The 13,382-nt window shown below is 67.4% G+C and carries 15 protein-coding genes and 1 pseudogene; 9 read left to right on the forward strand and 7 right to left on the reverse strand.

What is annotated here, in order from left to right:
* Both MVA01S_RS31670 and MVA01S_RS24215 read left to right on the forward strand, forming a co-directional pair.
* A pseudogene (locus MVA01S_RS31670) lies at window positions 1–362 on the forward strand (hypothetical protein); the annotation flags it as partial.
* A gap of 48 nt (window positions 363–410) precedes the next feature.
* The gene (locus MVA01S_RS24215) at window positions 411–1,544 is read left to right on the forward strand and encodes an acyl-CoA dehydrogenase family protein (protein WP_003932208.1); all 1,134 of its coding nucleotides are present in this window, start codon (window positions 411–413) and stop codon (window positions 1,542–1,544) included.
* A 15-nt stretch (window positions 1,545–1,559) separates the two neighbouring features.
* On the opposite strand, the gene MVA01S_RS24220 is transcribed toward MVA01S_RS24215, so the two are convergent.
* Window positions 1,560–2,834, reverse strand: coding sequence for a spinster family MFS transporter (locus MVA01S_RS24220; RefSeq protein WP_040542318.1), 1,275 nt, complete (start codon window positions 2,832–2,834; stop codon window positions 1,560–1,562).
* 152 nt (window positions 2,835–2,986) lie between these two features.
* Between MVA01S_RS24220 and MVA01S_RS24225 the strand changes: the two genes are divergently transcribed.
* Both MVA01S_RS24225 and MVA01S_RS24230 read left to right on the forward strand, forming a co-directional pair.
* Window positions 2,987–3,262 carry a hypothetical protein gene (locus MVA01S_RS24225; RefSeq protein ID WP_003932210.1) on the forward strand — a complete coding sequence of 92 codons (276 nt, stop codon included), beginning with the start codon at window positions 2,987–2,989 and terminating at the stop codon, window positions 3,260–3,262.
* Window positions 3,263–3,341: 79 nt separating this feature from the next.
* On the forward strand, window positions 3,342–3,812 hold the full coding sequence (locus MVA01S_RS24230; protein WP_040542321.1) for a DUF5078 domain-containing protein: 471 nt from the start codon (window positions 3,342–3,344) through the stop codon (window positions 3,810–3,812).
* A gap of 187 nt (window positions 3,813–3,999) precedes the next feature.
* Here the strand turns inward: MVA01S_RS24230 and MVA01S_RS24235 are convergent, their stop codons facing one another.
* From MVA01S_RS24235 to MVA01S_RS24245, 3 genes are read right to left on the reverse strand one after another with little or no spacing between them, the layout of a single operon-like run.
* A complete protein-coding gene (locus MVA01S_RS24235) occupies window positions 4,000–4,350 on the reverse strand; it encodes a DUF732 domain-containing protein (RefSeq protein ID WP_003932212.1) in 351 nt (116 codons plus the stop codon).
* Window positions 4,347–7,253 carry an MMPL/RND family transporter gene (locus MVA01S_RS24240; protein ID WP_040542324.1) on the reverse strand — a complete coding sequence of 969 codons (2,907 nt, stop codon included), beginning with the start codon at window positions 7,251–7,253 and terminating at the stop codon, window positions 4,347–4,349. Before MVA01S_RS24240 ends, MVA01S_RS24235 begins: the two co-directional genes overlap by 4 nt.
* On the reverse strand, window positions 7,250–7,678 hold the full coding sequence (locus MVA01S_RS24245) for an MmpS family transport accessory protein (RefSeq protein ID WP_003932214.1): 429 nt from the start codon (window positions 7,676–7,678) through the stop codon (window positions 7,250–7,252). Before MVA01S_RS24245 ends, MVA01S_RS24240 begins: the two co-directional genes overlap by 4 nt.
* Window positions 7,679–7,901: 223 nt before the next feature.
* Between MVA01S_RS24245 and MVA01S_RS24250 the strand changes: the two genes are divergently transcribed.
* A complete protein-coding gene (locus MVA01S_RS24250; RefSeq protein WP_003932215.1) occupies window positions 7,902–9,104 on the forward strand; it encodes a cytochrome P450 in 1,203 nt (400 codons plus the stop codon).
* On the opposite strand, the gene MVA01S_RS24255 is transcribed toward MVA01S_RS24250, so the two are convergent.
* The gene (locus tag MVA01S_RS24255) at window positions 9,084–9,488 is read right to left on the reverse strand and encodes an Rv0313 family protein (RefSeq protein WP_003932216.1); all 405 of its coding nucleotides are present in this window, start codon (window positions 9,486–9,488) and stop codon (window positions 9,084–9,086) included. The genes MVA01S_RS24250 and MVA01S_RS24255 overlap by 21 nt on opposite strands.
* Before the next feature lie 65 nt (window positions 9,489–9,553).
* On the opposite strand from MVA01S_RS24255, the gene MVA01S_RS24260 reads away from it, so the two are divergent.
* The 3 genes from MVA01S_RS24260 (at window position 9,554) to MVA01S_RS24270 (ending at window position 11,515) form a co-directional block, all read left to right on the forward strand.
* Window positions 9,554–10,360, forward strand: a complete 807-nt coding sequence (locus tag MVA01S_RS24260; protein ID WP_003932217.1) for a ketosteroid isomerase family protein — start codon at window positions 9,554–9,556, stop codon at window positions 10,358–10,360.
* A gap of 63 nt (window positions 10,361–10,423) precedes the next feature.
* The gene (locus MVA01S_RS24265; protein WP_003932218.1) at window positions 10,424–10,996 is read left to right on the forward strand and encodes a hypothetical protein; all 573 of its coding nucleotides are present in this window, start codon (window positions 10,424–10,426) and stop codon (window positions 10,994–10,996) included.
* A 27-nt stretch (window positions 10,997–11,023) separates the two neighbouring features.
* Complete coding sequence (locus MVA01S_RS24270; RefSeq protein WP_003932219.1) at window positions 11,024–11,515, forward strand: NUDIX hydrolase; 492 nt, start codon at window positions 11,024–11,026, stop codon at window positions 11,513–11,515.
* A 19-nt stretch (window positions 11,516–11,534) separates the two neighbouring features.
* Here MVA01S_RS24270 and MVA01S_RS24275 read toward each other — a convergent pair whose 3' ends face one another.
* Window positions 11,535–12,020: a ferredoxin reductase domain-containing protein gene (locus tag MVA01S_RS24275; protein WP_003932220.1), complete on the reverse strand. Its 486-nt coding sequence runs from the start codon at window positions 12,018–12,020 to the stop codon at window positions 11,535–11,537.
* A 179-nt stretch (window positions 12,021–12,199) separates the two neighbouring features.
* On the opposite strand from MVA01S_RS24275, the gene MVA01S_RS24280 reads away from it, so the two are divergent.
* On the forward strand, window positions 12,200–12,580 hold the full coding sequence (locus MVA01S_RS24280) for a DUF222 domain-containing protein (RefSeq protein WP_082930227.1): 381 nt from the start codon (window positions 12,200–12,202) through the stop codon (window positions 12,578–12,580).
* On the opposite strand, the gene MVA01S_RS24285 is transcribed toward MVA01S_RS24280, so the two are convergent.
* Window positions 12,553–13,382 (reverse strand): 4-alpha-glucanotransferase (locus tag MVA01S_RS24285; RefSeq protein ID WP_003932222.1); only part of this gene is annotated, 830 nt, incomplete at its 5' end. The genes MVA01S_RS24280 and MVA01S_RS24285 overlap by 28 nt on opposite strands.

A 13,382-nucleotide genomic window follows, 5' to 3' on the forward strand; every position in this document is an offset into this window, starting at 1 on the left:
CCGTCCCGGCCGGTACCGGCTGGGTGGCCGTCTCCGCACCCTCCAACGGGGTGGCCGGCATCGTGCGCAAGGTGGTCGAGCCGGCCGAGGAGGCCGTGAGCCCGGTATGGACGCCGGCCCCGCGCGCCTACACCGCACCCGCGCCGGCGGTCGCGCCCGCTCCCGTCGCAGTTGCGCCCGCGGTTGCGCCCGCGGTTGCGCCCGCCCCGGTCGCGACATCACACCTGCCGGCTCCGGAGGCGGTGCCGACGACCCAGGAGCACCTGACCGGCGAATGGCCGGGCCCCGCGGTCTCGGTGCCCGTGGTCCAGGTTCCCCTCGAGATGACAGATCCGGCGATTCTGTTCAGTGCCCTGCCCTGAGCGGCTAACGTCGACGCCGTGACGGCGGTGGCAGATCGTGCCCGCGGAATGCGCGAGCTGGTGTGTGAACAGGCCGCCGAGGCCGAGCGTCTCCGCACGATGACCCCGGCGATCGTCGACGCCATGTGGTCGTCGGGCCTGATGACGGCGTTCAACCCCGTGCCCGCAGGCGGCGTCGAACCGAGCTTCGCCGAGATGATCGAGACGTGGATCGAGATGGCCTGGCAGGACGGCTCATTCGGCTGGGTCGGGATCGCCAACCTGCCGTCGTCGTTCGCAGCGGCGGCCTATCTGCCCGACCCCGGGTTCGCCGAGGTCTTCACCGCCAACGACAACCGCGTCACGATGGGCGGCCAGTTCTTCCCCAACGGACAGGGCATCGCCGTCGACGGCGGCTACCGGCTGACCGGGTCGTGGAGTTTCGGATCCGGCACCGGGCACGCCCAGTACGTCGCCACCGGGTTCCTGCCGATGGTCGACGGCCAGATCCGCTGGATCGCCGAGGGTGTGCCCGACATGCAGGTGGCCGTGGTGCCGCGGGCGGACGTCGCGTTCGCCGACGGCTGGCACGTGCAGGGCCTCAAAGGCACCGGGTCCTGCGACTACGCCATCAACGACGTATTCGTGCCGCACGCACGCACTTTCGCGTTGTTCACCCGCCAGCCGATGCGGGGCAGCTCGCCTGCGACCCGGATGGGCATGATGCCGGTGACCGCCGCCGGGCATGCGGCCTGGGCGCTCGGGGTGGCCAAGAGCATGCTCGACGACGTCGCCGATCTCGCGGCGACGAAGTTCCGGATGAGCGACATGGCCGCGCTGGCCAGCCGGCCCACCTTCCAGAAGGGGCTGGCCCACCACACCGCGGCGTGGCGGGCGGCCCGCCTTCTGGTGCTCGACGCGTTCGGCGCCGCCGAGGCGGCCGTGGCGGCCGGGGGCGACCTGACGCCGACACTGCGCGCGGACATGAGGGTCGCGGCGGTCTATGCCACCGACACCGCGCGCGGCTGCGCGGAGTGGGCGCATCTGGCCGCGGGCACGAGTTCGATCCGCGAGGGCAGCCGGCTGGAGCGGGCCTTCCGCGACGTCTACACCGGCACCCAGCACGCCTTCATCAGCGAGAAGGTGGCCATCGACGCCGCCCAGGTGTGGCTGGGTGTGGTCGAGGACCAGTTCGGGCTCTGAGCGCGCCCTCTCAGCTCAAGCGACGAGTTCGCGCAGGAAGCGTCTGCTGGCCAGCAGGTAGCAGCCGATGGCCACCAGGTGCATCACCGGCACCACGCACAGCAGCGCGCGACCCAGCGACAGATCACCCAGATCCGGCTTGAGCGCGTCGCTGATCAGGCCCGTCACCAGCGGGCCCACCGAGCCCAGGATCGCACTGAAGAACAGGAAGATCGCCGATGCGGTGGCGCGCTGCTCGGCGGGCACGAGACGCTGGATCGCCGCGATGGACGGTGCCATGTAGGCCGTGCCCACGACATAGCTCAACGCGATGAAACACACCGACAGCGTCGCGCTACCCACCAGGAACCCCAGGGTGGAGAACGGGATCAACACCGCGGTCATCACCGCGACCAGCCAGAGCAGCCACCGTGGATCCACCGCCGAGAGCCGGTCGGCCACCTTGCCGACGACCAGCAGGCCGAGGATGCCGGCGATCCCGCTGGCCAGCCCGTACTGCAGCCCGACGTCGCCGAGCGACATGCCGCGGGCACGCATCAGGAACGCGGGCGCGAACGTTGTCAGCGCGTAGCCCGCCACCGAGATCGACGCCGCCCCGGCGACGATCGCCAGGTAACTGGGCTTGCGCAGGATGTCCCACCACTTCACCGGGACCTGTTGCACCGCCACGGTTTCGGCCAGCGGTTGTTGTCTGCGACCGACGACGGCCAGCACGATCGGGACGACGGCCACGCTGATCGCGCCCATCACCACGAACGCGGTGCGCCAACCCAGCGCCTGGGCCAGCAGCCCGCCGCCGATCAGGCTGGCGGCGCTGGCCAGCGGGATCGCTAGGGTGATCACCGCCAGGGGAGCGGCACGGCGCTCGGGGGCGAAGTTGCGGGCCACGTAGGCGTGCGCGGCCGGGGTCGACCCGGCTTCACCGATCGCGACGCCGACCCGGGTCAGCGCGAGTTGGAAACCCGACTGCACGGCCCCGCCGAGCATCGTCATCACGCCCCACAGCGACAGGCAACCGGAGATCACCAGCCCGTAGGCCCCGCGGTCGGAGATCCGCGCGATCGGGATGCCGATCAGCGCGTACACGGCCAGGAAGCCGAAGCCGTTGATGAGTCCGATCGCGGTGTCGGACAACGACAGTTCTTCCCGGATCGGTTCGGCCAGCACCGCGGGCAGGAACCGGTCGGCGTAGTTCAGCGTCCCGACCACCGCGAGCACCGACACCGCCGCCCACGCCCGGCGCGGTCCGTGGGTGTCGCTGCCGGTCTCCACCGCCACTGGTGCCGACATCAGTCCTCCTCGCTGGGGGCGTTACAGACGGCTCCAAGAATGTCAGCCATCGGCGATGTGGAGGGGCAAAACGGCGACCCTGGATTCGGCGCGCCGCGCGCTGGTTATATATGCTAATTATCCTGTCCGGTTACCGATCCGAAAGTGATGCGATGACCCCGATCAAGACCACGCTGGCCGCTGCCGCGGTCGCCGGCGGGTTGGCTGCCGGCCTCCTGGGTTCGGCCGCTGTCGCCGGTGCGCAACCGCCTCCACCGCCGCCGCCCGCGCTCGGTGAGGTGCCGCCGGCCTGGGCGCCGCCCAAGCCCGCCGAGGTCTGGATCGGCCAGCCCGTGGTGTGGAATTCGGGCTGGGGCGGCCGCTGGGGAGTGTGGATCAACGGCGGCTGGATCTCACTCACCTCGAACCCCGTCACCGGCGGAGGCTGACGGTGAGCGAGGCCGCCCAGCTGCCTAGCTGCGCTATACAATCTGTGGGACCCGACCGAACGATGAGGCTGGAGAAACGATGAGCGGACTGATGAGTCGCGTCGCACGGGTGGGTCTGGGATTCCTCGGCGCCGCCGCGGTGAGCGCGAGCCTGGCCGGACCGGCGATGGCCGATTCCACCGACGACTATCCGATCCCGCGTCGCATCATCCACACCACCTGCGATGTGGAGCAGTACCTGGCCGCGGTGCGCGACACCAGTCCGGTGTACTTCGAGCGGTACATGATGGACCGGGCCAACCGTCCCGCCGACGTCCAGCAGGCCGCGTTCGACCGCATCCACTGGTTCTTCTCGCTGGACCCGGTCGGCCGGCGCCAGTACTCCGAGAACACCGCCACCAACGTGTATTACGAGCAGGTGGCCACCCGGTGGGGCAACTGGGCCAAGATCTTCTTCAACAACAAGGGCGTCGTGGCCCACGCCACCGATGTCTGCATGGACTACCCGCGCGGCGACATGTCCGTGTGGCACTGGCCCGTCGCCCGGTAACCAGGGCCGCCCCGAACGTCACACAGATCCACGTTCTGCAGCGAAAGTGCAAGTGCACCACTGCAGAACGTGGATTTTTGTTATGGGTGGGACGCCCGGACACACGAATGTGGGTGTTGTGCACGGATTTTCAGTGAAAAGCGTGCACAACACCCACACTCGCGCAAGTGCTGAGGCTTACTGAGCCCTACTGACGCGCCTGGTCCAGAATGGGCAGCTTGTCGGGGCAGTAGGTCCGCAGACCCGCGGCCAGGAACTGCCACGACTGCTCGGTCGTGGTGCCCTTCGCCAGCTGGTTCTGCACGAACTCGGCCGCCTCGAACGCGTTGGCGTCGACGCCGGTGGCGATCCGCTTGCAGGTGATCTTGCCGATCCAGGCGTTGTAGTCCTTCTGCCCGTAGATCCCGTACGCGTTCAGCTCGTTGGTGAACGCGGTGTCGGGGTCGGCCGCCGCCGGTGAGGCGAAGACCAACGCCGCGGGCGCGGCGAACGCCAAGCTTGCCGCGACCGTCGCGACACCAGTCAGTACGCGCTTCATGCCCTCACTCCTTCTGACGGATCTGATTGCAGCCCACCGGGTCTGGGCCATGGTGCGGGAACGGGACGGGTACGGACACGTTGCGGCCACCAGAACCACGGCCCCAGCAGCGCGGCGATCGACGGCGTCATGAACGCGCGGATCACCAACGTGTCGAACAGCAGACCCAGCCCGATGGTGGTGCCGACCTGCCCGATCACGGTCAGCTCGCTGACCGCCATCGACATCATCGTCAGCGCGAACACCAGGCCCGCGGCCGTCACCACCGAGCCACTGCCGCCCATCGCGCGGATGATTCCGGTGCCGATGCCGGCGTGTACCTCCTCTTTGAGGCGGGACACCAACAACAGGTTGTAGTCCGCACCCACGGCCAACAGGATGATCACCGCCATGGCCAGAACCATCCAGTGCAGCGGCTGCCCCAGGATGTGCTGCCAGAACAACACCGACAGACCGAACGACGCGGCCAGCGACAGCACCACGGTGCCGACGATCACGGCTGCCGCGACGACGGCACGGGTCAGGATCAACATGATGATGAAGATCAGCCCGAGCGCGGCGATGCCGGCGATGAGCAGGTCGTAGTTGTTGCCGTCCTGCATGTCCTTGAACACGGCCGCGGTACCGCCGAGATAGATCTTCGAGCCCTCCAGCGGGGTGCCCTTGACGGCCTCCTTCGCCGCGGTCTTGATCTTCTCGATCTTGGCCACGCCCTCGGGGCTCAGCGGATCGCCCTCGTGGGAGATGATGAAGCGCACCGCATGGCCGTCGGGGGACAGGAACTGCTCCAGGCCTCGCTGGAAGTCCTTGTTCTCGAAGATCTCCGGCGGCAGATAGAACGAGTCGTCGTTCATCGAGTCGTCGAACGCCTCACCCATCGCGTCGGCGTCCTCGGACATCGCCGCCATCTGGTCCTGCTGACCCTTCTGGGACTGATACATCGTCAGCATCATCGTCCGCATGGTCTTCATGGTCTCGATCATCTCGGGCATGAGCGCGACCATCTGCGGCATCAGCTGATCCAGGCGCTTCATGTCCGGGATGATCGCCTTGAAGTCATCCGTCATCACGTTGATGCCGTCGAGGGTGTCGAACACCGACCGGATCGCCCAGCAGACCGGGATGTTGTAGCAGTGCGGTTCCCAGTAGAAGTAATTGCGGATCGGGCGGAAGAAGTCGTCGAAGTTCGCGATGCTGTCGCGAAGGTCCTCGATGTCGACGACCATGCCTTCCATCTTCGTCACCATGCTGTGGGTGATCTCGGCCATCTGGGCGGTCAGGCCCGACATCTTCTCCATGGTCTTGATGGTGTTCGCCATCTCGTCCGCCTGAACCAGCATGTCGGCCATGCGGTCCTGCATGTACTTCTCGTTGAGCCGCTGGGTGGTGCCCTGCATGCTCATCTGGAACGGGATCGAGGTGTGCTTGATCGGCTTGCCGTCGGGCCGGGTGATCGCCTGCACCCGGGCGATGCCCTCGACCCGGAAGATCGCCTTGGCGATCTTGTCGATGACGAGGAAGTCCGCCGAGTTCCGCAGGTCGTGATCGCTTTCGATCATCAACAGCTCCGGGTTCATGCGGGCCTGGTCGAAGTGACGGTCGGCGACCGCGTACCCCTGGTTCGCCGGCAGATCGGCAGGCAGGTAGTCGCGGTCGTTGTAGTTGGTCTTGTAGCCCGGCAGGGCGAGCAGGCCGATCAACGTGATCGCCATCGTCGCGATCAGGATCGGGCCCGGCCACCGCACGATCGCGGCGCCGATCTTGCGCCAGCCGCGGATACGCATCGCGCGCTTGGGCTCGAGCAGCTTGCCGAAGCGGGTCGCGACGCTGATGATCGCGACCATCAGCACCACACCGGCCATCACGACCACGAACATGCCGATGGCCAGCGGCACACCCATGGTCTGGAAGTACGGCAGCCGGGTGAAGCTCAGGCAGAACGTCGCGCCGGCGATGGTCAGGCCGGAGCCCAGCACCACGTGGGCGGTGCCGTGGAACATCGTGTAGTACGCGGACTCTTTGTCCTCGCCGAGTGTTCGCGCTTCCTGATATCGACCGATCAGGAAGATCGCATAGTCGGTTGCCGCGGCTATCGCGAGTGTCACCAACAGGTTGGTGGCGAACACCGACAGTCCGATGATCTCGTGATAGCCGAGGAACGCCACCACCCCGCGTGCGGTGGCCAGCGACAGCACCACCATCAGCAACGTGATGAGCACGGTGACGATCGAGCGGTACACCAGCAGCAGCATCACGATGATCACCGTGAAGGTGGCGGCCTCGATGAGCCGCATGCTGCGGTCACTGGCGATGTGCTGATCGGCAGCCAGGGCCGCCGGACCGGTCACGAACGCCCTGACGCCGGATGGCGGCTCGAGGCTTTCGACGATCTGCTGGACCGACTTCACCGACTCGTTGGCCAGCGCCTCGCCCTGGTTACCGGCGAGCTTGACCTGGACGTAGGCGGCCAAACCGTCGTTGCTCTGCGACCCCGACGCGGTGAGCGGGTCGCTCCAGAAGTCCTGCACGGATTGCACGTGCGTGGTGTCGGCTTCCAGCCGGTCGACCAGCTCGTCGTACCACGCGTGGGCTTCGTCGCCGAGGGGTTTGTCGCCCTCGAACACGATCATCACCGAGCTGTCGGAGTCGCCTTCCTCGAACAGCTCGCCGACCTTCTTCATCGAGATCAGCGACGGCGCGTCGTTGGGGCTCATCGAGACCGCCTGCGCCTCGCCGACCGCCTCGAGCTGCGGGACGGTGACGTTGACGACGACGATCAGCGCGATCCAGCCCAGGATGATCGGCACGGCGAACAGCCGGATCATCCTGGGGATGAACGGGCGATGAGGCTGGCGCGCAGACGGAAACTCGTCGGTGCGGGCGTCGGAAACTGGTGCGCTCATGCGGATTTCACAAAGCAGAAGGTCTGGGCGTTCAAGCCGTCAGTCGTCCTCTCGTCCTTCAGCTCGTCGTCGACGAAGATGCGGCAGGTGATGGTGCTGCCGTCACCCTGGGCGACGATGTTGGGCGCTGCGGACGGCTCGGTGGTCTCCAAGGTCAGCGACCACGGCAGGGCAGCCCCGTCGACGCGCTGGGGTTTGGCGTCGAGGTCGAGGTAGTTGACGTCGGCGTACGACCCGGAGCCGGTAATCTCGTAGCGAACCACCTTGGGATCGAACGGTTCGGGGAGATCGGCGAAGTTGCGCGGGGTCTCGATGATGCCCTCGGATCCGAAGAAAGTCCGGATGCGCGAGACCGTGAGGCCTGCGACGACGACGACGACGATGATGAGCAGCGGGAGCCATACCTTTTTGGCAATGGCGATCACGACTGCCGGCCCCGACTTGTGGCGCGCATTAGACCCCTGTGGTTGTGTCTCTCGGTTTAGCGAATCGTAACTTAGCCCATATAAGTTCTCATTCTGCGACAGATTAGCTCAAGAAAATGTGGCGCTGCTAACGCGCGGGGGACCGTCGCGGCTCACGTCACTCTGGCGTAATGATCGCATAGGATGCTGAGCGGTCGCACAAACTGCCGAGGAGCGTGCCGCGATGACGACGACGGTGTCCGACGATCTCTACTACGACCCCTACGACCTGAACATTGTCACCGATCCGTACCCGACGTATGCGCGGCTGCGGGACGAGGCGCCGCTCTACCACAACGAGCGCTACGGCTTCTGGGCGTTGTCGCGGCACGCCGACGTGGAGAAAGCGCTGCTCGACTGGTCGACCTTCTCCAACAGCCGCAGCGACATCCTCGAATTGGTCAAATCCGATTTCGCCATGCCGAAGGGCGTGATGATGTTCGAGGATCCGCCCGAGCACACGATGTTGCGTGGGTTGATGTCACGGGTGTTCACGCCGCGGCGAATGGCGGAGATCGAAGACCAGATCCGGCGCTACTGCGTGAACTGCCTGGACCCGCTGGTCGGCTCCGACGGTTTCGACGTGATCGCCGAACTCGCCGCGATGATGCCGATGCGGGTGATCGGGATGTTGCTGGGCATCCCGGAGTCCGAACAGGTCTCGGTGCGCGACGCCAACGACGCGAACCTGCGCACCCGACCCGGCGCCCCGATGAAGGTCGCCGATCCCGACCGGATCGCCGACGGCCGCATCTACGCCGACTACGTCGAATGGCGGGCGGCCAACCCGTCCGACGATCTGATGACCGCGCTCCTCAACGTCGAGTTCACCGACGAGACCGGGGTGCACCGCAAACTGACCCGCAAAGAGGTCCTGCACTACACCCAGGTGGTGGCCGGGGCGGGCAACGAGACGACCGGCCGGCTGATCGGATGGCTGGCCAAGGTGCTCGCCGAACACCCCGACCAGCGACGCCAGATCGCCGAGGACCGGTCACTGCTCGGCCGGGCCATCGACGAGACGCTGCGGTTCGAACCCACCGGGCCGCACGTCGCGCGGTACCTCATCAAGGACTTCGAGTACGACGGGACGCACGTGCCTGCGGGCAGCGCGATCCTGCTGCTGTTCGGCGCCGCCAACCGCGACGAGCGCCGCTACGACAACCCCGACACCTTCGACATCCACCGCGACAACATCAGCCACCTCACCTTCGGCAAGGGACTGCACTACTGCCTGGGCGCCAACCTCGCCCGCCTGGAAGGCAGGATCGCGCTCGACGAACTACTCAACCGCTGGCCGGAGTGGGACATCGATTACGACACCGCCCGACTGGCGCCGACCTCGACGGTCCGCGGCTGGGAGCATCTACGGATGTTGGTCGGCTGACCCGTCCTCGCCGCCTCCGGCAGCGGTATCAAGGACGCTGACGGCGATCCCGTACGGCAGGAAACGCACCCGCCGCTTCGGGTCGGTGTTCTCCTTGTTGGCCCGCAACGCGTCCAATTCGGTCGGATACACCTGCTCGATGTGTGCGCCACCGGCGTCGTCGATCGTGTAGATGGCCCACACGCCGTCGCCGGTCTCGCCGGTCGTCTCCGGCCGGGTGCGGGGCCGGGTGTCGAACAGCGTCGACCAGCCCGCCCGCTCACCCGGGGTGTTGAGGAACCTGCCGAGACCGTCGATGGCCTCGCGCAGGCCTTCACCCGCCTCCCGGACGACGCGGTCGAGATCCTCGGGGTCGAAACCGAACGGCCCGCTGCTGCTGCTCATGAAACCAGTGTGCCCCCGACGGCAGGTCTAGTCGACTGTCGCGGGTCGAGGTGGTAGGCAACCATATGCCCTTCACACGAGCTGACGTGCTGTCGGCGGCCCAGCAGTCCCTGGCCGCCGCGGGAACGCACGACCGCGCGGGGTGGATCGGCCTCTTCACCGCCGACGGCCGGGTCGAGGACCCGGTCGGGTCGGCGCCGCACCGCGGACACGTCGCGCTCGGGCGGTTCTACGACACGTTCATCGGACCCCGGGAGATCACCTTCCGCGCCGACACCGACCTCGTCGTCGACACCACGGTGATCCGGGATGTCGAGTTGGAGATCGAGATGGCCGCCGGGGTGACGATGCAGGTCCCCACCTATATCCGCTACGACCTGCGTGCCGAGGGTGACGGCCTGCGGATCGCGTCGCTGGCGGCGTACTGGGAGCTGCCCGCGATGGTCGCTCAGTTCGCCCGTCGAGGGCTGGCCGCCGTGCCGGCCGGGATGGCACTGGGCAGGAGCATGCTCACCAACCAGGGGGTGACCGGTGCGCTGGGCTTCCTCGGCGGTTTCCGCGGCCTCGGGTCCGGCGGTCGTCGAATGTTCACCAGGTTCCTCGACGACGCGTGCGACGGCGACGAGGTCGGCATGCGCCGCCTGGTCTCCGACAACCCCGTCACCATCGGGGACAACGAACCCGTGAGCTCGTCGGATCTCGTCAGGCACCTTTCGGGCGGTACCTGGAGCAAGCTCGTCACCGCCGGGCACTCGGTCGCGGCGCGCGTGGACCGCGACGGTCGGCGCAGCGTGCTCATCGGCGAGATCGGCGGCTCAGGCCGTGACGAGGTGACCCTCGACAGGATCCGGCTGTTCGGCGAGCTGGAGTGACGCCGGCGCATTTCGGCGCGTTGTCGCGCCGGACGCTCCACACGTGAGAACGTAGGCAGCATTATGTCCGACCCTGACACCGCTGAGTTTCTCACCTACGAACAGTTCGGCCGCCGGTTCTTCGAGATCGCCGTGACCGAGGAGCGGGTCGGCGGCGCGATCGGCGAGATCGCCGGCGACTCCTTCGAGATGGGTCCGATCGCGCAGGGGCCGGGCAAACTGGCCAAGGTCACCGCGAAGGTGCGGATCCAGCAGCCCAGGGTGAGCAGGGAACTCGGCGAGCTGATCAGCTTCAACATCCGGATACCGCTGGAGATCGACATGGTGGTCGATCTGCGCATCGACAAGCCGAAGTTCGTGGTGTTCGGCGAGATCTCATTGCGCGCGACCGCCAAGGCAGCCGAACCGCTGTTGCTGATCATCGATGTGGAGAAGCCGCGCCCGTCCGACATCTCGATACACGTCACATCGAAGTCGCTGCGTGGCGAGGTGGTGCGCATCGTCGGCGGCGTGGACGCCGAGATCAAACGATTCATCGCGCTGCACGTGGCCGGCGAGATCGACAGCCCCGAATCCCAGAAGGCCAAGATCATCGATGTCGCCGAGCGCCTGGACGCGGCCTGGACCGGGATCTGACCCGCCCCGACCCGATATCGTCGGGCGGTGCCCAAGCTCAGCGCCGGCCTGCTGCTCTTCCGTGACCACGACGGGGTGCTCGAGGTCCTCCTCGGTCATCCCGGCGGACCGTTCTGGGCCCGCAAGGACGACGGCGCGTGGTCGATTCCCAAAGGTGAGTACGTGGACGGGGAGGACCCCTGGGCCGCCGCCCAACGCGAGTTCGCCGAGGAGATCGGCAAGCCCGTGCCCGCCGGCCCGAGAATCGACTTCGAGCCCGTGCGTCAGCCCGGAGGCAAGCTGGTCACCGCGTTCGCCGTGCGCGGCGACCTCGACCCGGAGGGCGCGGTCAGCAACACGTTCACCCTCGAATGGCCCAGAGGCTCGGGCACATTCAAAGAGTTTCCGGAGCTCGACCGGGTCGCCTGGTTCGACCTGGAGACGGCGCGCACCAAGCTGCTGAAAGGTCAACTCCCGCTGCTCGACCGGCTCGAGGAGGCCGTCCGCGCCGATCGCTCGGAGACCCCGCGAGAGGAGTAGGCGCCGGCCCCGACAGGAATCAGGGGCGCGGCGAGGTGTTCGCGATGATCGGCGCGCCCTGACCGGCCGGCATGTTCGACACGACACCGGGGGCCGGCGGCGCCATCCCGGCGCCGGGGGCGCCGGCGATCGGCACCATCGGAGTGGGCGTGACCGTGGTGACGCCGTTGGCGCCGATGGTCGGTCCGCCGGTGGGGCCCATGGCCTTGATCTGGTCGGCTGCGGCCTGCGTGCAGTCGAGCATCAACAGCATGCGGCCGCCGCTGGTCACCTTCTGCTGTCCGACCAAGCAGGCCGACTGCGGCAGCGCGCTGCCGGTCGCGCCACCGAAGTACGCCTTGACGCCCTGGCTCTTGAGGATGGCCAGCGCGCGTCCGTACTGCTCACCGACGACGTTGTACGGGCTCGTCTGCACCGCGGGCTGCGAGACGGCCACACCGGCACCGATCAGCGCGGCTGTTCCGGCGGCGACCAATCCGCCGCTGAGCACAACGAGCTTGTTCACTACAACTCCCTCGGTTCGGTGTGCGGCGAACATATCGCAGCAGTCACGAATGTGAAACCGCTGCAGCGCCCGCCGGCGTTACATCAAGGCGGCGATGATTCACCGGCCGCGACGTGTCTGAGCTGTCGTCGGTGATCCACAGGCAGCGATTCTGCTGCGGAAAACGTCGGTCCACGCTGATGAATACGCACATATGTTCGACCAGATGTTTCGCCGGTTTGGGGGAGGCCGCGCTGATCGACGCGATCGAGCAGGCCGCGCATCAGGAGGCCGCGGCCGGGGCGCGGAAGTCGGCGGCGATCGCGCAGTTGATCCCTGACACCGTCGACGAGGACGGCGGGCGCGGGGATTGGGCGTTCGATTCCTGGAGCAACGTCGCGGCACAGATCGGGGCGGCCCTGGGGATGTCGTCGAAGCGGGCGTCGGGGCAGATGCGGATCGCGGTGGCGTTGCGCTACCGGCTGCCGCAGGTGGCCGAGCTGTTCTTCCGGGGGAAGATCAGATCCGCGCCATCCGGACAAGTCCTGCCCGACTACGGCGCCGACCCGCCACCGTTCTGACCCGGCTGCACGGCGGCGCGCATCGCCTCGCACAGCGCCGCGGCGCGCGGCTGCTCGAAGATGTCGTCCAACAGGACCTGCCGGCCGTCGGGTCCGGCCAGCGGCACGCGCCAGTTGGGGTATTCGTCGACGGTCCCGGGTTGGTTCTGGGTGCGCACCTCGCCGACCGCGTCGGCCAGAGACAGTGCCAACAGCCGCGACGGTGTGCGGCCCAGATAGCGATGCAAGGCCAGCACGACCTCGTCGACGTCGGGTGAGTCCCCGTCCAGCAGGCCGGCTCGACGGAGCTCGGCCATCCACGCCTGTTGATGTGCGCGGTCGCTTGCCAACTCCTCCTCGGCCGGGCGGGTCAGCAGGCCGAGCTCGTCACGCAGACGCACATGTTCGCCGGCCAGGTAGCCGGCCGTCGGCGGCAGGTCATGTGTCGTCACCGCCGACAGGCAGAATTCGCGCCATTGTTCGGCAGGCAGCGGGCCGCCCCCGCCGTCCCGGTCGCTCTCGAACCACAGGATCGACGTGCCGAACAGTCCCCGCTCACGCAGATAGTCCCGCACCCACGGCTCCACGGTGCCGAGATCCTCGCCGACGACCACCGCACCCGCTCGCTGTGCCTCCAGCGCGACGATCCCGATCATCGCCTCGTGGTCGTAACGCACATAGGTGCCGTCGGTCGGCAACGCGCCCTTCGGAATCCACCACAACCGGAACAGGCCGATGATGTGGTCGATCCGGACACCGCCGGCATGGCGCAGCACCGCGCCGACCAACGCCCGGAACGGCTCGTAACCGACCTCGGCGAGCC

The organism is Mycolicibacterium vaccae NBRC 14118 = CIP 105934 (assembly GCF_001552715.1).
Lineage (GTDB): Bacteria > Actinomycetota > Actinomycetes > Mycobacteriales > Mycobacteriaceae > Mycobacterium > Mycobacterium vaccae.